Annotated in this window: 17 protein-coding genes; 15 read left to right on the top strand and 2 right to left on the bottom strand. The window is 69.7% G+C overall.

Annotated elements, in window-relative coordinates:
- From IT359_01875 to IT359_01845, 7 genes are all read left to right on the top strand, one after another.
- Positions 1-531, top strand: a complete 531-nt coding sequence (locus IT359_01875) for a hypothetical protein (protein ID MCC6927714.1) — start codon at positions 1-3, stop codon at positions 529-531.
- Between the two features lie 105 nt (positions 532-636).
- Positions 637-1,071 (top strand): hypothetical protein, encoded by a 435-nt coding sequence (locus IT359_01870; protein MCC6927713.1) that lies wholly within the window; start codon positions 637-639, stop codon positions 1,069-1,071.
- Positions 1,071-3,470 (top strand): bifunctional salicylyl-CoA 5-hydroxylase/oxidoreductase, encoded by a 2,400-nt coding sequence (locus IT359_01865; GenBank protein MCC6927712.1) that lies wholly within the window; start codon positions 1,071-1,073, stop codon positions 3,468-3,470. The genes IT359_01870 and IT359_01865 overlap by 1 nt, the downstream gene beginning before the upstream one ends.
- A gap of 35 nt (positions 3,471-3,505) precedes the next feature.
- Positions 3,506-4,345, top strand: coding sequence for an enoyl-CoA hydratase family protein (locus tag IT359_01860; GenBank protein ID MCC6927711.1), 840 nt, complete (start codon positions 3,506-3,508; stop codon positions 4,343-4,345).
- Between the two features lie 11 nt (positions 4,346-4,356).
- Positions 4,357-5,565 carry an acyl-CoA dehydrogenase family protein gene (locus IT359_01855; protein MCC6927710.1) on the top strand — a complete coding sequence of 403 codons (1,209 nt, stop codon included), beginning with the start codon at positions 4,357-4,359 and terminating at the stop codon, positions 5,563-5,565.
- 16 nt (positions 5,566-5,581) lie between these two features.
- Positions 5,582-7,309, top strand: a complete 1,728-nt coding sequence (locus IT359_01850) for an AMP-binding protein (protein MCC6927709.1) — start codon at positions 5,582-5,584, stop codon at positions 7,307-7,309.
- Positions 7,306-7,722, top strand: coding sequence for a RidA family protein (locus IT359_01845; protein ID MCC6927708.1), 417 nt, complete (start codon positions 7,306-7,308; stop codon positions 7,720-7,722). The genes IT359_01850 and IT359_01845 overlap by 4 nt, the downstream gene beginning before the upstream one ends.
- A 45-nt stretch (positions 7,723-7,767) precedes the next feature.
- On the opposite strand, the gene IT359_01840 is transcribed toward IT359_01845, so the two are convergent.
- Complete coding sequence (locus IT359_01840) at positions 7,768-8,997, bottom strand: ArgE/DapE family deacylase (GenBank protein ID MCC6927707.1); 1,230 nt, start codon at positions 8,995-8,997, stop codon at positions 7,768-7,770.
- Positions 8,998-9,004: 7 nt separating this feature from the next.
- Positions 9,005-9,949, bottom strand: a complete 945-nt coding sequence (locus tag IT359_01835; GenBank protein MCC6927706.1) for a hypothetical protein — start codon at positions 9,947-9,949, stop codon at positions 9,005-9,007.
- A gap of 472 nt (positions 9,950-10,421) precedes the next feature.
- Here IT359_01835 and IT359_01830 point away from each other — a divergent pair, with 472 nt between their 5' ends.
- The 8 genes from IT359_01830 to IT359_01795 all read left to right on the top strand — a co-directional run bounded on the left by IT359_01830 (position 10,422) and on the right by IT359_01795 (position 19,321).
- On the top strand, positions 10,422-11,882 hold the full coding sequence (locus IT359_01830) for an MATE family efflux transporter (protein MCC6927705.1): 1,461 nt from the start codon (positions 10,422-10,424) through the stop codon (positions 11,880-11,882).
- Positions 11,883-11,961: 79 nt separating this feature from the next.
- On the top strand, positions 11,962-13,146 hold the full coding sequence (locus IT359_01825; protein MCC6927704.1) for a patatin-like phospholipase family protein: 1,185 nt from the start codon (positions 11,962-11,964) through the stop codon (positions 13,144-13,146).
- Positions 13,147-13,338: 192 nt separating this feature from the next.
- Positions 13,339-13,635, top strand: coding sequence for a hypothetical protein (locus IT359_01820; protein ID MCC6927703.1), 297 nt, complete (start codon positions 13,339-13,341; stop codon positions 13,633-13,635).
- A 536-nt stretch (positions 13,636-14,171) separates the two neighbouring features.
- Complete coding sequence (locus IT359_01815; GenBank protein MCC6927702.1) at positions 14,172-14,906, top strand: hypothetical protein; 735 nt, start codon at positions 14,172-14,174, stop codon at positions 14,904-14,906.
- Between the two features lie 256 nt (positions 14,907-15,162).
- Positions 15,163-15,663, top strand: a complete 501-nt coding sequence (locus tag IT359_01810) for a hypothetical protein (protein ID MCC6927701.1) — start codon at positions 15,163-15,165, stop codon at positions 15,661-15,663.
- A 55-nt stretch (positions 15,664-15,718) separates the two neighbouring features.
- Complete coding sequence (locus IT359_01805) at positions 15,719-16,459, top strand: enoyl-CoA hydratase/isomerase family protein (GenBank protein ID MCC6927700.1); 741 nt, start codon at positions 15,719-15,721, stop codon at positions 16,457-16,459.
- Between the two features lie 135 nt (positions 16,460-16,594).
- Positions 16,595-17,326: a TonB family protein gene (locus IT359_01800; protein MCC6927699.1), complete on the top strand. Its 732-nt coding sequence runs from the start codon at positions 16,595-16,597 to the stop codon at positions 17,324-17,326.
- Positions 17,327-17,443: 117 nt separating this feature from the next.
- The gene (locus tag IT359_01795; protein ID MCC6927698.1) at positions 17,444-19,321 is read left to right on the top strand and encodes an FAD-binding oxidoreductase; all 1,878 of its coding nucleotides are present in this window, start codon (positions 17,444-17,446) and stop codon (positions 19,319-19,321) included.
- Positions 19,322-19,329: the final 8 nt, after the last annotated feature.

The following is a 19,329-nucleotide window of genomic DNA, read 5'->3' as shown; positions in this document are numbered from 1 at the left end:
ATGACTCGGCTCGTGCGCCGGTTCTCGACGTGGGTGTGGTTGGCGATCGTTGTCGCCTGCGGCGGTGCTCCCGCGCCCGCGGTGCGCGACGTTGCTGGTGCTGACGACGACTCGCTGGCGGCGAAGGCGGTCGCGGCCAACGCGCGCGAGCAGCAGGCGCGGCCGGCCAACGCGCGCGAAGCGCCAGCGCGGGCGAAAGCGCGCGCCGAGCCGTCGCAAGGCTTTGGCGCCGATGTCGGCTTCCGCTCGAGGCAGCGGCTGGATGAGCACTTCGAGAAGCATGGCGCGGAGTTCGGGGCGATCGGCAAGGGGGAATACCTCCGCCAGGCGCAAGCGCTGCGCGACGCGCCGGTGGGGGGCGACATCCTCGAGCTCCGGCGTGGCGACGGGACGGTGTCGCGCTTCGACAAGTCGGCGGGGAGCTTTGTCGCCTTCGACGACGACGGGACGATTCGGACCTTCTTCAAGCCCAACGACGGCGAGCGCTACTTCCGGCGCCAGGCGCGGCGACGCCCGGGGGGCGACAAGTGATAGCGGAACCGGTAGCCGCGCCGTTGCGGGCGCAGTGCGCCGGCGCCGCGGCCACCGGTTCCGAAGCCACTCTAGTGCGCGGCAGCATCATCCATCGAGAGACCCATGAGCGAATTTGACGTGGTGCGTCGGTTGCTGATCGAGCGCGGCTGTCCCGACGACGTGGTGGAAGGCGGGCTGGCCGGCCTCGCCAGCAAGTGGGACGCGATCGTGCGCAGCGTCGAGGAAGGGTACCCCTTCGGGTTCGACGACTACCTGAACGACATGGACCTGCGCGACACGCTCTTTGCCGCGCTGGCCGTCGCCATGCCTGACGAGCGCGAGCAGGTCGAGGGGCGCGTGGAGGCGCTCGATGCCCGGATGCGCGCCGTGACGCTCCCCTGCCCTTGCCTGTGGGGCGAGGAGGTCGAGGAGGATGACGGACTGGACCCGGGGCGCGAGTGGTGGTACTTCGTCCGTCCGGCGAAGCCAAACGACGAGCTGGCGGGCGAACTCGCCGCGTGGGGATTCATGGACGACAATCCGCATCCGGACTTCTGATGAACGTCACCGTCCTGGGAGGGGGGCCCGCTGGGCTCTACTACGCCCTCCTGCACAAGAAGGAGCGCTCGCAGGATCACGTCACCCTGTACGAACGCAACGCGCCGGACGACACATTCGGGTGGGGGGTCGTCTTCTCCGACCAGACGCTGGAGAACTTTCGCCAGGCGGACGAGGAGACGTACGTCGCCATCACCGACCACTTCGCGCACTGGGACGACATCGACATCCATGTGCGCGGTCGGACGATCACCTCCGGCGGGCATGGCTTCAGCGGGATCGCGCGCAAGGCGCTCCTCCAGATCCTGCAACGACGCGCCGAGTCGTTAGGCGTGACGCTGCACTACCGCACGGAGCTTCCGGATGTCGCCGCGGTGCAGGCCAAGGGGGGCGACCTCATTGTCGCCGCCGACGGCGTCAACTCGATGGTGCGCCGGACCTACGCCCGTGAGTTCGGCGTGGCTACCGACGCGCGCACCAACCGCTACATCTGGCTGGGGACGTCCAGGCTCTTCGACGCCTTCACCTTCATCATCCTCGAGACGCCCACTGGCGTGTACCAGGTGCACGCCTATCGCTTCGACACGCAACGCTCCACGTTCATCGTCGAGTGCGACGAGGCCTCGTGGTACGCCGCGGGCTTCGACCAAATGAACGCCGCCGAGACGATCGCGCGCTGCGAGGAGATGTTCGCGAAGTGGCTGGGCGGGCATCGCCTGGAGTACAACGCAACGCCCCATCGCGTGCGCGAGCCGTGGGGGGCGTTCCATCGCATCACCTGCGAGCGCTGGCGCTTTGGCAACATCGCCCTCGTGGGCGATGCCGCGCACACGGCGCACTTCTCGATCGGGAGTGGGACCAAGCTGGCGATGGAGGATGCGATCGCCCTGGCGCGCGAGGTCACCGCGGTCCCCGACCAGCACTCGGCGCGCGGCGGCGCGCTCACGCCGGAGATGGACCAGGCGATCGATCGCTACCAGGCGCAACGCATCACCGAGGCGCTCCGCATCCAGAACGCGGCGCGCAACTCGATGGAATGGTTCGAGCACGTGAAGCGCTACGTCTCGCTGGAGCCGGAGCAGTTCGCCTACTCGCTCCTCACGCGCTCGCAGCGCGTGAGCCACGAGAACCTGCGGCTGCGCGACGCGGCGTACCTGGATGGAGTGGAGCGCTGGTTCGCCTCGGGCGCCGAGCGTGAGGCGCAGGCTTGCGCGGCGCCCGCGGCGACGGGCGCAGGCGCAGGCGCAACGGGCGCAGGTGCAACGGGCACCGCCGCGCGTCCCACACCCCCGCTCTTCACCCCGCTCCGGCTGCGCGGGATGACGGTGGAGAACCGCATCGTCGTCTCGCCGATGGACATGTACTGCGCCACCGACGGGACGCCGAACGACTTCCACCTCGTGCACTATGGGGCGCGGGCCATGGGGGGGGCCGGGCTGGTGATGACGGAGATGACGTGTGTCTCCCCCGAGGGGCGCATCACGCTCGGCTGCACCGGGATGTACCATGAGGGGCACGCGACGGCGTGGCAGCGGGTGACCAACTACGTGCACCAGTGGTCGCGGGCGAAGATCGCGTTGCAGCTGGGACACTCCGGGCGCAAGGGAGCCACGGCGCTGGGATTGGAGGGGGGCGACACGCCGCTCGATGCCAGGGAGGCCTGGGAGGTCATCGCGCCGTCGGCGATCCCCTATCGCCCCACGATGCAGGTGCCGCGCGCCATGTCGCGCGCCGACATGGACCAGGTCGTGCACGACTTCACGCGCGCCGTGCGCCTCGCCATCGAGGCGGACTTCGACATGCTCGAGCTGCACTGCGCGCACGGCTACCTGCTGTCGTCGTTCCTCTCGCCGCTGGCCAACCGGCGCACCGACGCGTACGGCGGCGCGGTGGAGAACCGCGTGCGCTTCCCGGTCGAGGTCTTTCGCGCCGTCCGCGAGGTGTGGCCGCAGGATCGACCCATCTCGGTCCGCATCTCGGCGACGGACTGGGTCGAGGGCGGAGTGACTGGGGAGGAGTCGGTGTCGATCGCGCGCGCGTTCCTCGATGCGGGGGCCGACATCATCCACGTGTCGACGGGGCAGGTGCATCCGGAACAGAAGCCGGTGTACGGACGCATGTGGCAGACGCCGTTCAGCGACCGCATACGCAACGAGCTGGGGGCGAGGACGATTGCGGTAGGGAACATCACCGAAGCGGACCAGGTGAACTCGATCATCGCTGCGGGACGCGCCGACTTGTGCGCGCTGGGGCGTCCGCACCTGTCCGACCCGCACTGGACGCTGCGCGCGGCGGCCTCGTTAGGCCACGTGGCGCAGCACTGGCCGCCCATGTACCGCGTCGGGAAGTCGCAGTTGGAGCGCCAGCTGGGGGCGCTGGACGCCCGGGCGCCGCGGTGACAGCTTCACCCGACGCAACGCCGAGCGCGACCGACATGACCACCTCGCCCCGCCTCACCCTTGCCGGCTACGCCCCTGCCCACTTCCGGTGGTCGGTGGAGGACGGCGTGGGGACCATCACGCTCGACCGCCCCGAGCGGAAGAACCCGCTCACCTTCGAGTCGTACGCCGAGCTGACGTCGCTCTTCCGGTCGCTCGTCCACGCGGGCGACGTGCAGGTGGTGGTCGTCACGGGCGCCGGCGAGAACTTCTGCTCCGGCGGCGACGTGCACGAGATCATTGGCCCGCTGGTGGAGGCGAAGAACGGCGCCCGCACGGCCGACCTCCTGGCGTTCACGCGCATGACGGGGGGGCTGGTGGCCGCGATGCGCGCCTGCCCGCAGCCGATCGTTGCGGCGGTGGATGGCGTCTGCGCCGGTGCGGGGGCGATCATGGCGATGGCGAGCGACGTGCGCCTGGCGACGGAGCGCGCGCGCACCGCCTTCCTCTTCGTGCGCGTGGGGCTGAGCGGCGCCGACATGGGGGCGTGCCAGCTGCTGCCGCGCATCGTTGGGCTGGGGCGCGCCGCCGAGCTGCTCTACACGGGGCGCTTCATGAGTGCGGAGGAAGGGGAGCGGTGGGGGTTCTACAACCGCCTCGTGTCGCCGGAATCGTTGCAGCTGGAGGCGCTCGCGCTGGCACGGCTGCTGGCCGACGGCCCCACCTTCGCGCACGGCGTCACCAAGGCGTGCCTGAATGTCGAGGCGACGATGTCGCTGGAGGCGGCGCTGGAGCACGAGGCGCAGGCGCAGGCGGTGTGCATGACGACGAACGACTTCGAGCGCGCGTACCGCGCCTTCATCCGGCGCGCCGCGCCCAAGTTCGAGGGGAACTGAGGCACCACGCGATGGCCGACACGACCTTCCTCGACTGGCCGTTCTTCGACACATCGCATCGCGATTTCGCGCGGTCGCTGCGGCGCTTCGCCGAGTTGGAGGTTGACGCGTGGGAGGAGCTCATCGCGAGCGAGTCGGTGGACGTGGCGTCGATGACGCTGGCACTGCGGTTCGGGCAGGGCGGGTGGCTGCAGCACGTGGTCCCGGCCGCACACGGCGGGGCGCGCGACACGCTCGACGTGCGCACGCTCTGCCTGGCGCGCGAGACGCTGGCCTACCACAACGGGCTGGCCGACTTCGCCTTCGCGATGCAGGGGCTGGGGAGCGGCCCCATCTCGCTCTTCGGGAGCGAGGCGCTCAAGGCGCGGTACCTCCCACGCGTGGCGCGCGGCGAGGCGATTGCCGCCTTCGCCCTCTCCGAGCCTAACGCCGGAAGCGACGTGGTGGCGATGTCGACCACCGCCCGCCGCGAGCACGACGGGTGGTGGCGCCTCGATGGCGAGAAGACCTGGATCTCGAATGGCGGGATCGCCGACTTCTACACGGTCTTCGCGCGGTATCCGGAAGGCGGCGAACGAGCGTTCGCCGCCTTCGTCGTGGATGCCGATACGCCAGGCTTTGCGGTCGCCGAGCGGCTGGACGTGATTGCCCCGCACCCATTGGCGCGCATCACCTTCGATGCCGTGCGCGTCCCCCCCACCGCGCTGATCGGCGAGCCGGGCAAGGGATTGCGCGTGGCGTTGGCGACGCTCGACGTCTTTCGCTCGACGGTCGGCGCGGCCGCACTCGGCATGGCGCGGCGCGCCCTGGACGAGGCCGTCGCCCACACGCGCGCGCGGCGCGCCTTTGGCCAGGCGCTGAGCGATTTCCAGCTCACGCAGGCCAGGCTGGCCGAAATGGCGCTGGCCGTGGATGCCAGCGCGCTCCTCGTCTATCGTGCGGCGTGGGCCAAGGACACGCGCGGCGCGCGCGTCACGCGCGAGGCGGCGATGGCCAAACTACATGCAACCGAGAGCGCGCAGCAGGTGATCGACTCGGCGGTCCAGCTCCTTGGCGGACGCGGGATCCAGGTCGGCAACATCGTCGAATCGCTCTATCGCGAGGTGCGCGCGCTGCGCATCTATGAGGGAACGAGCGAGATCCAGAAGCTGGTGATCGCCGGACAGCTCCTCGAGGCGGCGAAGGCCATGAACGACGGCACGACATCCAGCGCGCACTGAACGCCGGCCCCCACGCATGACGGCAGCGACCTCCCCTCGTCTCCCCGGCGGCGTCCCGACCGCCCACGTCGACACCTTCGCGCGCGATGCCCTGCCGCCACGCGAATCGTGGCCGCGGATGGACTACAGCGGCATTCCGGAGTTGGCCTATCCCGACCGGCTCAACTGCGCCGCCGAGCTGCTCGATGCGGCGGTGGCGCGCGGATGGGGGGATCGCGCCTGCTTCATTGCGCCGGGCATTCGGTGGACGTACGCGGAACTCCTGGCAAAGGCCAACCAGCTCGCCCACGTGCTGGTGGACGACCTGGGGGTGGTGCCCGGGAACCGCGTGATGCTGCGCGGCCCCAACTCGCCAATGCTGGCGGCGCTCTGGTTCGCGGTGTTGAAGGCGGGCGGCATCGTGGTGACTACAGTGCCGCTGAGCCGCGCGCGGGAGCTGGTCTTCATCGCCGACAAGGCGCGTATCGCGTTGGCCATCACCGACGCTCGCCTCACCGCCGACTGCGCCGTGGCCATGGCGCACCACGCCGACGGCCGCGCGCGCGACGGGGCGCGCGTGGTGGAGTACAACGTGCAGCCAGGCGCCGACGCCTCGCAGTCGCTCGAGGCGCGCATGGCGGGGAAGCCGACGACGTTCGCGAACGCCGCCACCGCCGCCGACGACGTGGCGCTCATTGCCTTCACCTCGGGAACGACCGGCGAGGGGAAGGGGACGATGCACTTCCATCGCGACGTGCTGGCAATCTGCGACTGTTTTCCCCGTTATGTCCTCCAGCCGGACATGGACGACGTCTTCATTGGTTCGCCGCCGTTTGCCTTCACCTTCGGGTTGGGTGGGCTGGTGCTCTTCCCCATGCGCTTCGGGGCGAGCAGCGTGCTGCTCGAGCAGGCGACGCCCCCTTTCCTGATCCAGGCCATCCACGACTACAAGGCGACAACGGTCTTCACCGCGCCCACCGCGTATCGCGCCATGCTGGGAGTGCGGAAGGACCAGGATCTCTCCTCGCTCAAGCGGTGTGTCTCGGCTGGTGAGGCGTTGCCGCTGTCGACCTTCAATGCGTGGAAGGAGGCGACCGGGCTCACCATCATCGACGGGATCGGGGCGACGGAGATGCTCCACATCTTCATCTCGGCGTCGGGGGGCGATGTGCGACCGGGGTCGACCGGGCGTGTGGTGCCGGGCTATGAGGCGTGCGTCGTGGACGACGATGTGCGGCCCGTCGCCGACGGCACGATCGGGCGCCTGGCGGTACGCGGTCCCACGGGGTGTCGCTACCTGCTCAACCTCGAGCGGCAGCAGGCGTACGCGCGCAATGGGTGGAACCTCACCGGCGACTCATACATCCGCGACGCCGATGGCTACTTCTGGTACCAGGCGCGCACCGACGACATGATCGTCTCGTCGGGATACAACATCTCCGGCCCCGAGGTGGAGGGGGTGTTGCTGGAGCATCCGGCCGTGCAGGAGTGCGCCGTGATCGGCGTCCCCGACGAGCATCGCGGGCAGCTGGTGAAGGCGTGCATCGTGGTCAAGCCGGGGGTCGCCCGCTCGCCGGAGACGGCTCGACAGCTGCAAGCGTGGGTGAAGGAGCAGCTGGCGCCGTACAAGTATCCGCGCGCCATCGAGTTCGTGGATGCCATGCCGCGCACCGCCACCGGCAAGCTGCAACGTTTCGTATTGCGCGACCGCGAGCACGACCGCCCCACCACCGACGGAAACACCGAGAGGGACGCCGCACGATGAGCGACGAACGCGCACTTCCCACCCCCGTTGCCCCCGACGGCTGGCCGCGACCGTCCGGCTATGCCAACGGGATGACCGGGCGCGGACGCGTCGTGGTCACCGCCGGTCAGGTGGGGTGGGATCCCGTCACGATGCAGTTTCCCAGCGACGACCTCGCGGCGCAGTGCGCGCAGGCGTTTCGCAACGTGGTGGCGGTCCTTGCTGCTGCCGGCGCCGCCCCCGAGCACCTCGTGCGCCTCACGTGGTACATCACCTCGCGCGAGGAGTACAATGCGTCGTTGCGCGACGTCGGACGTCTGTACCGCGAGATCGTTGGGCGCCACTTTCCGGCGATGGCGGTGGTGATCGTCGCCGGACTTGTCGAGCCGCGCGCTAAGGTCGAGATCGAAGCCACGGCGCTGGTTCCAGAATAGCCGCCCGGTTCACGCCAACGGCGCGCCTTGCACGAGCCGTTCGCCCTACGCGAGCAGTCGCGCCGCCGTGAGCGCGTACACCTCGGCGCACTGCACCAGCTTCTCGATCGAGACAAACTCGTGCGGGCCATGTGCGACCGAGAGCAACCCCGGGCCGTAGGCGAAGGCGGGGATGCCGAGCGTGGCGTAGTGCCTCGTCTCGAGCACGCCGGGGCAGATCTCGAAGCGGGCGCGCCCGCTGGTCACGCCGCGAATGCTGGAGGCCAGCGCCCTGCCTAACGTCACCGACGGCTCCGTGGCGGCGGCGACTCCCTCCTGCATCACCTCCACTTCGCAGTCGATGCCGGCGGCGCGCGCGCGTTCGATGACGTCGAAAAGGCGCCCCTTCTCGGTGTCGAAGTCCTCCTCGGGGTTGAATCGCCGGTCGACGGTGAACGACGCGCGGTCGGGGACGACGTTGAAGTTGTCGCCGCCGGACAGTTCCCCCCCCATGAGGAGGATCGAGGCACGCGCCGCGTCGGGGGTGACGTTGAACCGCGTGCGACGCTGCGAAACTTCGCGTTCCAGCGCGCCGAACTCCGACGCGACCGCGAGCATGCGCGTGAACGCGTTCACGCCACGGCAGCTCAACCCCACATGCGCTTCCTTCCCCAGCGCCGTCACACGCACGGTGATGACGCCGCGGCTGGCGTTCCAGATCACGCCGGCCGTCGGTTCCATGGTCAGCATCCCGATGGCGTCGCGCTCGATGAAGCCGGCGCCGGAGAGCGCCACGGTCCCGCGTGGTCCAGAGGTCTCCTCGTCAGGCACCGACACCGATATGAGGCGCCCAGCCGGCGCGAAGCCGGTGGCCATCAGCGCGCGGATGGCGAAGGCCATCGCGGCGATCCCTCCCTTCATGTCGGCGGCGCCGCGCCCATGCAGGTGGCGCTTCTCGATGCGCGGCGTGAACTGCGCGCGCTGCTGCGCCGGGACCACGTCGTAGTGACCGCTGAAGTAGAGCGCCCGACCGCCATCGCCGAACGTCCCGATCACGCACGGTCCTTCGCCCGTGGGATTCTCGGTTCGCACGGCGAGACCGAGCTGGCGCAGTTGTCGGGCGATGAGCTTCGCGCACGCCTCGTACGCCCTCCCCGGCGGGTTCTCGCTGGGGATGGCGATGAGCGTCGAGGCGAAGTCGACCAGGTCGGCGGTGTCGCGCTTGAGCGTGCGCCGGATGGCCGCGGCGAGCTTCGCGTCGCGCTCGGCTTTGCTCCTGACGGTGCCGGCTGGCAACCGCGTGCTAGTCGGCGACGGCCAGCGGGAGCCCGCGACGTTGCACCGGCACGCCTCCGGCCGACAGGCGCAACGCGCGTTGCAGCCACCAGAGGAGGAAGGCGCCGAGGAGGACGCGCAAGCCCAGCACCGCCGCCGGCGTCAGGAGGTGCAACGCCTTGAGGATGACCGGGACGGCATACCAGTAGTAGGTCCCGCCCGCCACCGCCGCGAGGAGCGGCAGGGCGACGGCGGCCGATGCACCGGTCACGAGCACGATCGTCCCGAAGATCAGCGCGCTCTCGAGGGAGTGCTCGAACATGTGGTAGTAGATGGAGCCGGCGGCCGCGGCCTCCGCGTCGTTCACGTTGAAGTAGCCATAGATGAAGCCCGGGAATGCGACCGCGAAGACGCCAAAGGCCGAGAGCAGCCAGGCACGACCGCGGCGGGCGCGCCCCAGCACCTGCGCGAGTGTCTTGTCGCGCGCCAGGTCCAGGCAGCCACGCGGCGTGCACGCGCTGCAGGTGGCGCAGCGCGGATTCTCCAGCGTGAGCACCGGCTGCATGCCGTACAGCTGCTCGACCGGGAGGACGGGGCAGAACGAGTTGCAGAAGCCGGCGCGCGCCTCGTAGCGACGACCGAGAAGGATGGCCGCGGTCGCCGCCCCAACGACGAGCAGCACCAGCGCCTCCCCGCGCACATTGAAGGCGAAGTGGCGCGCCGGAACGAGGACGGCAAGCGCAAGCATCGCCGGGGCGCCGGCCCAGCGCGCCGCATGTGTCGGATGTCGCCGCCCACCCGGCGTGTTGGACATCATGTTGAACGTGGCCAGCGGACAGACGCCGCGCCACAGAAGCGGGCTCACGAAGAACGAGAACGGAAGGAGCGGGACAACGACTCCCCAGAACAACGTGAGCGATGGCTCGGGGCGTAGCCACACCGCCACCAGGAAGCCCACAGTGGCAAGGAGCATGGCCCCTTGAACGAGATGCCAGGGTTGGCTGGGGCGCGGAACATGGGTGCGCTGCATGGGGGCGGAGAATGCGATCCGCGCACGATTCTGTCGAGAGGGGATTCCTTCACACACCGGCACACACCGGCACACGCCGCCGCACACCGGCACACGCCGGCTCACACCGCCGCACACCGCCGCACGCCGGGGCCACCCTCGTTGGGCGCGGCCTGTGACCGCCTGCCGCGAGCGAGGGTCTCGCCTGCAGGAGCGACATCGATGCGGATCACCACGACCACGGGTCACACGACCAACGGGGCAGGCGCCCCCGACACCGTCGGGATCGTCGCCGCCACCTTTGCGGGGCGCAACGTGTAGGACGTGCGCGCGCGGTAACGCCGCGTCACGTCCCCCCACCCCCTGCCCCCCCGCCCCTCCGCCCGATCCGCCCGCGATGCCGCGACGGGCATCGCTACCCTTCGCCACACAACGCATGAAGCACGACACGACTTCCGCCGAGCCGCGCTCGGCGGGCCCCGCCGCGTCGCCACCAGGGAACAACGATCCTCCTCGCAGCACGTGGCAGTTGGTGCGCCAGGCGCTGCGCGGGACGCACATCGACTACACCAAGGGAGCGACCGGGCAGGCCATCCTGCTCCTCGCCATCCCGATGGTGCTGGAGATGGCGATGGAGAGCATCTTCGCCGTCGTCGACGTCTTCTTCGTCTCGCGACTCGGTCCCCAGGCGATCGCAGCAGTGGGACTGACCGAGTCGATGATGACGCTCGTCTACACGATCGCGATGGGACTCGGCATCGGCGTCACGGCGCTGGTGGCGCGCCGCATCGGCGAGCACGACCCGATGGGGGCGTCGCGTGCGGCGATGCAGGCCGTGCTGCTGGGGCTCGTCCTCTCCGTGGCGTTAGGCGTGGGCGGCGCGATCTTCGCACCTCAGCTGCTGGCGGCGATGGGGGCCGAGCCGGACGTCATTGCCTCGGGGAGCGGCTTCACGCGGGTGATGCTGGGCGGGAACGCCAGCGTGCTGATGCTCTTCCTCCTCAACGCGATCTTCCGCGGCGCGGGGGATGCCGTGATCGCCATGCGCACGTTGTGGATCGCGAACGCGATCAACATCGCGCTCGGCCCGTGCCTCATCTTTGGGCTTGGCCCCTTCCCGGAGCTGGGGGTGATGGGGGCTGCGGTGGCCACGACCATCGGGCGCGGGACCGGGGCGCTGCTGGCGTTGTCGCGACTGCTGCGTCCCGGCGCGCGCGTCCACCTCTCGCGCCGCGTGCTGCGCGTGGAGCCGATCCTCATGTGGCGCCTGGTGCGTCTCTCGGCGTCGGGGACGTTCCAGATCTTCATCGGGATGGCAAGCTGGGTGATCCTGATCCGTGTCCTGTCGGGCTTCGGGAGCGAGGCGCTGGCCGGCTACACCATCGCCATGCGCGTCGTGGCGTTCGCCCTCCTCCCCTCGTGGGGGATGAGCAACGCCGCGGCGACGATGGTGGGCCAGGCGTTAGGCGCAGGCAAGCCGGACCGCGCCGAGCGCGCGGTGTGGATGGCCGGGCGGTACAACGTCGTCTTCCTCGGCGTGATCGAGGCGCTCTTCCTCGTCTTTGCCCCGCAAATCGTTGCGCTCTTCACGCACGACGCCGGCGTGGCGCGCTACGCCATCGATGCGTTGCGGCTGGTGGCCGGCGGCTTCGTCTTCTATGCGTACGGGATGGTGCTCACGCAGGCGTTCAATGGAGCCGGGGATACGTGGACGCCCACGCTCATCAACCTCGCCTGCTTCTGGTTCTGGGAGATCCCGCTGGCATGGGTGCTGGCATTGCACCTGAAGCTCGGTCCGCACGGCGTCTTCCTGGCCGTGGCGATCGCCTACGGATCGCTGGCGGTGGTGTCGGCGGTGCTGTTTCGCCGGGGAACCTGGAAGATGAAGCACGTGTGAAGCGTGGAGCTGGCAAACTCGTGCGCGGCGCGCGAAGATCAGCGCAGCCGCGAATCGCGTGACGAACGAGAGAACGACGATGCCCTTCACGACGCGTCCCACCCCCGTGACCGACGATCTCGCCCTCGTGCTGGGCGGGGGCGGTGCGCGCGGGGCCTATCAGGCCGGGCTGCTGCGCGCCATCGCGCGTCGCTATCCCCACCTTCGCATTCCCATCCTCATCGGAGTGTCGGCGGGGGCGGTCAACACGATCCACCTCGCGTCGCATCGCGGCACGTTCGAGGAGTCGACCGACGAACTGGTCCGGCACTGGCTCTCGATGACGCCGGAGCAGGTGTACCGCGTGGATGCGCGCTCGCTGCTCACCGGCGTGATTCGCTCGGGTTACGGGTTGATGTCGGGCGATCCGGGGGAGCGCGAGCGTGTGCGTGGCATGGTGGACACCGCGCCGTTGCGCGCCTTCCTGGAGCGCACGCTGGAGCACGACGAGACGGGGGCGCTCCCGGGAATCCGCTACAACCTGGAGCGGGGGACGCTGCACGCCGCGGCGCTCACCGCCACCAGCTACACGTCGGGGATGTCGGTGACGTGGGTGGAGGGGCGGCGCCCCTTCGAGTGGGAGCGCCCGCAGCGCAAGAGCGTGATGACGAGGCTCAACGTCGACCACGTGATGGCGTCGGCGGCGCTGCCGATCTTCTTCCCCGCCGAGCGCGTGGGGACGGAGTGGTACGGCGACGGTGGGGTGCGGCTCACGGCGCCGCTCTCGCCGGCGTTGCACCTGGGGGCCTCGCGCATCATCACCATCTCCACGCGCTCGCGCCTGCACCGCCCGGCGGCCGTCAACGACCCTAACGAGTACCCGCCGCCGGCGCAGATCCTGGGGACGCTGTACAACGCCGTCTTCCTCGACGTGATCGATCAGGACGTGGTGCGGATGAAGATGATCAACGAGCTGGTGCAGCGCATTCCGGAGGAGAAGCGCTCGGGGATGCGGGTGATCGACATCCTGGTCCTGCGCCCGTCGATCGACCTCGGGCTGCTGGCCCGCGAGTACGAGCCGCGGCTGCCGCGCGTCTTTCGCTTCCTGACCCGAGGGCTCGGGACTCGGCGGTCGGCGAGCCCCGACATCCTGTCGCTGGTGATGTTCCAGGAAGACTACCTGCGACGCGTCATCGCGCTGGGCGAGGAAGACGCGGAGCAGCACGCCGAGCATCTGGGGGAGTTCCTGGCCGCTGTGGGAGGCACGGGCGCGGTCGGTTCCTGAGGCGGGGGGGGCGCCGCGCCCCTCCCCCAACGCCCAATTCCCGGGTTCGCTAAAGTTTCCCGTCCCCCTGCCGACACTCATCCTCAGAAGTGTATCTGCGCCCGTCGACGCCGACGCGCCGGTCCACCGAACTCCCCCAGGTACCCCAGGTCCGGCGACGCCGGGAACGAACCCCGCTTCAGGAGAGCGTGCATGGCAATCAACGCGATATCCAGCAGTCTCACCGCCATCCAGCGACAGCAGACGTCGATGGATCGCGCGGCCGAGAAGGTGGCGCGCTCCACCACGACCAACATCACCGACGCCCCGACCAACCAGCAGGACGCCGAGGCGCTCGCCACGCAGGAAGCGGGTCTCCTCGACGGGACCGTCCAGATGATGGTCTCGAAGCGGATGTTCTCCGCCGCCCTCAAGATGGCCGCCGCGGCCAACGAGGGGATCAGCGAAGCGCTCCGCGTCGGCGGCTACGACAGCGCCCAGGCCGCGTAACCCACCCTCCCTCCCGCGACCGCCGATCCGACATCACACGTCGGATCGGCGGTCTTCGTTTGGTGCCGCTCGCCGATCGCCTCGCCTCCTCGTGCGGCGTTTTGCAACGTCGAGCGTTGGCCACCGCCTGTGCCGAGCCGCCGCGACAGGACGGAATGGTCCGCCGAGCGCGCGGCGGCGAATCGCGCGCTCCCGCCAGCCACAGCGCGCACCGCGCGCGCCGACGGGCGCTCGCAATCCGTTGCGGCTGAACGCCTTGGCGGACTTACGCCCCGCGCGAGCATGAAGGTCGGGGCCTTACATCGCGTACCGTGAACGTCCGGGCACGCCTCCTGCAAATGTGACGTAGCGCACATCGGCGGCCCGCTCTATTGCCGGCTGCAGTCCGCGGCGCTGGACCTCCGCCGATGTGCGCCACCCGATCTGTCCGGCCGCTTCGCGACCGTTTGTCCGACCCGTTCGCACGACCCGTTCGCACGTCAAGCAGTCGCGTTCCCATGGTTTCCCCGTTGTCCCTCCCGCCGTCCCCGACGCCCATGCGCTACTCCCGTTCGCTCTCGACCCTCGCCGCCCTCGCCTCGATCGCGACGTTCGCCGCTCCGGCGCGGGCGCAGGTCTCCGCGCCGCCAACCATCGAGGCGTACCGGATCAAGAAGCTCCAGTTTCAGACGAAGGCCCCGAACCCGGCGGTGACCGCCTACGGCTACTACGTGGGCCCCTTCACCGGGACGGTTCTCTCCGACCCGACGCGCCCGTCGCTCAACCTGTTCTGCGTCGACGTCCTCAACCACATCAACTTCGGCCAGATCTGGACGGGCGTCTTTACCCGCCTGAGCTCGAACAACTACTCGGCCACCCGCCACGGGAACGCCCGGGCCACCGAGTACCAGAAGGCCGCGTACCTGGCCTCGGTCTACCGCGCCCCCGGCATCCAGACGAGCCAGTGGGGGGGGATCCAGACGGCGATCTGGAACCTGCTCAACCCCGGGCTCCCCAACGGCGGGACGAATCCGGCCGTCAATTCGTCCGAGGCGTACTGGCTGAACCAGGCCGACTCGTGGTATAACAATGGGGGCGCGAAATCCTTCGATTTCTCGCGCTGGTCGATCGTGACCGATTCGCGGGCCGCGGGACACATCTCGGGCGTCGGGACGCAGGAGTTCATCACCGACACGGTGGCGACTCCGGAGCCGGAGACGTGGATCCTGTTTGGAACGGGGGCACTCGTGATCCTCGGTATCGCGATCTCCAAGGGCGCCATTCGGCTCTAGGCGTCTCGAGGCGATCGGGACAACGGAGTGAGTTCGGCCGCGCCTCTCCCTCGGGTGCGGCCGGTGGAAAGTGGGCTGGGTCCCGGAACCCAGCCCACTTTTCATTGTGGTCGGTGATGCGTAGAGTGTCGCGACCGCACGATACTTGCGAACGGTGGGCAGTCGCATCGCGCCATTCCGCACGCGCTGTGCGCCCGCTGCGTCACCATGCGTCCCTCGTTTCGCCCGCTGCCGACCACTCGCGACCGACAACCCCGTGAACTCCTCCGAACGCGCCGACGCCCTCATCGTCCCCGCCTACCTGATCGCCTTCCTCCTGGTGGCGACGCCGGCGATGGACTTCGTCACCAGCATCCTCCCGCTGCGCCTGGGTGACATCGAGTGGCGCTTTGCATCGGTAGGGCTGCTGTCGGGCTTCCTGCTCACTCCGCTGCTCGGCGTCCTCCTCGCGATGGGCGTTGCCGCCTACGCGGAGCACGTGCTGCTCCAACGCATCCTGGCGATCGTGAACCTCGTCCTCGGCGCGTGCTTCGCCGTCCTCGTCGCCTTCTTCGTCCTCGACATATTGCAGCTGCGGAGCGTGGTGCAGGCCGAGGCCAAGGCGGCGTTCGAATCGGCGGCGTCGAAGGCGATCGTGAAGCACCTCTCGTTCGTGGTGGCGTCGCTGGTGCTGGGGTGGCGCGGGCTCCGCGCCTCGCGCGAGAACATCATGGCGACGCCGCAACGCCCGCGTGCCTCGGTCGTGATTGGCGAGTGACGCCGTGGACGCCCCGTCGCCGGCACCGTTCGTCCTCGTTGCACGTGACGGTGCCATCGCCACGGTCACCATCAACCGCCCCGACAGGCGCAACGCGCTGAGCGCGGCGGTGCGGCGCGCCTTCCTCGACGCCTTCACCCCGCTCTCGGCCGACCCCGACGTGCGCGCGATCATCGTCACCGGGGCGGGAGACACGGCCTTCGTTGCCGGCGCCGACATCGCGGAGTTTGCCACCCGCACGCCGGTGGACCAGTACCAGGCGATGCGCGCACCGTCTCCCCTCGAGGCCATCGAGCGCTCGCCCAAGCCGGTCATCGCGGCAATCAACGGCTACTGCCTGGGGGGCGGGCTCGAACTGGCCATGGCCTGCGACCTCCGCATTGCCGCCGACAGCGCACGCCTTGGGCAGCCCGAGATCAACCTGGGGATCATCCCCGGCGGCGGCGGGACGCAGCGACTCCCGCGCCTCATTGGCCTGGGAATGGCAATGCAGATGGTGCTCACGGGCGAGCCGATCGACGCCGCGACGGCGCTGCGGGTGGGATTGGTCCAGGAGGTCGTGGCACTCGACCAGTTGATGGTTCGCGCACGCGCGATCGCCGAGGTGATTGCCCGCAAGAGTCCGGTGGCGCTCGCGGCAGCCAAGGAGGCACTGCGCGCGGCGCTGCAGACGCCACTGGCCGAGGGGCTGCGCGTGGAGACCGGGTTGTACCTGCTCGCCTTCGCTAGCGACGACAAGCGCGAGGGGGTCGCCGCCTTCCTCGAGAAGCGCCGACCGCAGTTCACCGGGCGGTAACGTGCGTTGGCGGCGCGCGGAGTTCCGTTCGCCCCATACCGCTTGTCGCCGTTCGACCGCTCGCTAATGTTGAACGGAGCGACGGTACCCTGCCATCGCCCCCCGGCCATCCGCCCTCAGCGGCGGAGGTGACCCATGCTCTTCCGACGCCTGGTCGAAAGCAACGCGCGCGCGACCTTCATCGCGAGCCTCGAGGGGTACGCGGTGAGCGTCGTGGCGCACGCCGCAGTCATCGGGAGCACGGTCTTCGTCACCACGCGCGACGTGAAGCCGTCGGACCTGGCCAACTCGTTCTCGCCGGTCGCCTTCTTCATCCCGAAGGATCGCATCATCGGTTCGCGCCCCCGGCAGGAGCGCATCACGTACATGTCGACCGCGGCGCCCGGCGGCTCGGGGAACGAGGTGCAGGACGAGAAGGCGACCAAGTTCCGGAGCGAGCCCGTTGAACCGGGCCCAGGACTCACCGAACTGGCGAGCAAGGCTTCGGAGGAGCAGCAGACCGCGCCCGAGTCGACGGGCGACAGCGTGATGACGGTGCTGCAGGTCGACTCCGCAGCGGCGCGCTACGACGACAGCGCCGCACCGCCGTATCCGCCCAGGATGCTGGAGAAGCGGATCGAGGGATCGGTGGGAATCCAGTACGTCGTCGACACCACGGGCGCAGCGGATATCGCGAGCATCGTGATTCTCTCGGCCACGCATCCGGATTTTGCGGAGTCGGTGAAGCACACCCTCCCCGAGATGCGCTTTCGCCCCGCGGTGATGAACGGGCGCAAGGTGCGCCAGCTGGTGCAGCAGATGTTCGCGTTCAAGATCGACACGACGATGCTCGCTGCGCAGGCGAAGAAGCAGGACCGGAAGCACTGACCGGCGCGAGCGCGCGGCAGCGGCCGGCGCTGAGCCTCGGGTAAGGCGCGACCCGGGGGCGGCGAGGACAGGGAGCACTGCGGGCACTATCATTGACCGGGTATGTGGTCCCGCTTCGTGAATTCGCCCCCACCGATTCGCGGCCCGTTCCGCACGGACGACGTTGCGCGCGCCGTCTACGCCGAGAGCGCCGGAGTGCTCCAGCTCGTCCCCCGCGCCGTGGCCATCCCGCTCGACGCCGACGACGTGGTCACGCTGCTGCGCTGGGCGGCCGCCGAACGGGTCCCGCTCGTTGCACGTGGCAGCGGGAGCAGCATGGGCGGAGGGGCCGTGGGCGACGGCGTGATCGTCGACTGCTCGCGGCTGCTGGCGCGCCAGCCGGTCGACGTCGTACGCCGCACCGTGTGGGTAGGGAGCGGCGTGTTGCGCCGCGACGTGGAGCACGACGCCAACGGCGCCGCGCTGCGCTTCCCGGTCGATCCATCGAGCGGAACGTTCGCGACGATCGGGGGGATGGCGTCGACGAATGCGGCCGGTCCGCGCACGCTCGCCTTTGGCGCCATGCGGCGCTGGGTGGAGGCGGCGGAGTGCGTCTTTGCCGATGGCAGCCGGGCGACGATCCGGCGTGGTGCCCCGCTCCCGGTTGGCGTGCCGGCACTTGATCGTTGGAGCGCGGCGAAGGACGAGCTGCGTGCGGCGGCCGCCGCGCTCCCCGAGGCGCGGGTGCGCAAGGAGTCGTCGGGATACGGCGTGCGTGACTTCGCCGCCAGCGGCGAATTGCTCGACCTCCTGGTAGGGAGCGAGGGGACGCTTGCCCTCTTCACGGCCCTCGAGTTGCGCCTGACGGCAGTCCCCGCGGCCACCGCCACCGTGCTGGCCGCCTTTCCGTCATTGGAGCAATCGGTCGTTGGGGCGGCGCTCGCGCGCGAGCACGGGGCCACCGCGTGCGAACTCCTCGACCGCACCTTCCTCGACATAGCCCGCAGGGCGCAGGCGCTCCCCGTCCCCGACGACACCGAGGCGGTCCTCCTCATCGAACTGGAGGAAGGAATGGCGCCGGCGCAAAGCCGCGAAAGCACTCGCCCACCGATCCAGCATTCACCCACCTTCCCAGCGAAAGCTGGGACCCATTTGCCGGTGCACCGTGCACCCGCGCCGGCGCAAAGCCGCGAAAGCACTCACCCACCGAGCGAGCATTCGCCCACCGTCCCAGCGAAAGCTGGGACCCATACGTCGGAACACCCCGCTCTTTCGGCGACCTCGGGCGCGAAAAATCGGCGCCACACGCCAGTCGGCCCAGACGCGGATGCTGGCGTCGCCGTCGCCGATCGCGCGCGCTCACTTGCCGCGGCGTGCGAGGCGAATGGCGCCTCCGGCGTGCTGGTGGGGCTGGACGCCGAATCCGAGGAGGCGCTGTGGGCGCTGCGCCATGCGGCGTCGCCGATCCTCTCCCGCCTCGACCCCAACCTCAAGTCGATGCAGGTGGTCGAGGATGGCTGCGTCCCCCCGGAACGACTGGGCGACTACGTGCGCGGCGTGCGGAACGCGCTCGCCGAATCGCGACTGCGCGGCGTGATCTTCGGGCACGCCGGCGATGCGCACGTCCACGTGAACGCGCTCGTCGACGTGCGCGACGACGATTGGCGCGAGCGCATCCGCCTCCTCTTCGACAACGTCGTCGCCCTCACCGCCACGCTGGGCGGGACGATCGCCGGCGAACACGGCGATGGCCGCTGGCGCACGCCGGCACTCGCGCAGCTATGGCCGCCCAGCGCGCTGGCGCTTTTCGAGCGCATCAAGGCGATCTTCGACCCGGCGGGGATCCTCAACCCCGGCGTGAAGGTTCACCCCCTCACGTGCGATCTCTTCGCGCAGATCAAGTACGACCCCACCCTTCCCGCGCTCCCCGAGGCAGCGCGCGCCGTCCTCGAGCGCGTGGAGCGCGAACGCGCCTACGACGCATCTCGTCTGGAGATGCTCACCAGCCCCGAATAGGTTTCCCG

The organism is Gemmatimonadaceae bacterium (genome assembly GCA_020852815.1).
Lineage (GTDB): Bacteria > Gemmatimonadota > Gemmatimonadetes > Gemmatimonadales > Gemmatimonadaceae > SCN-70-22.
Note: the sequence above shows the minus strand (reverse complement) of the source record. Positions and strands in the feature narration are given on the sequence as shown.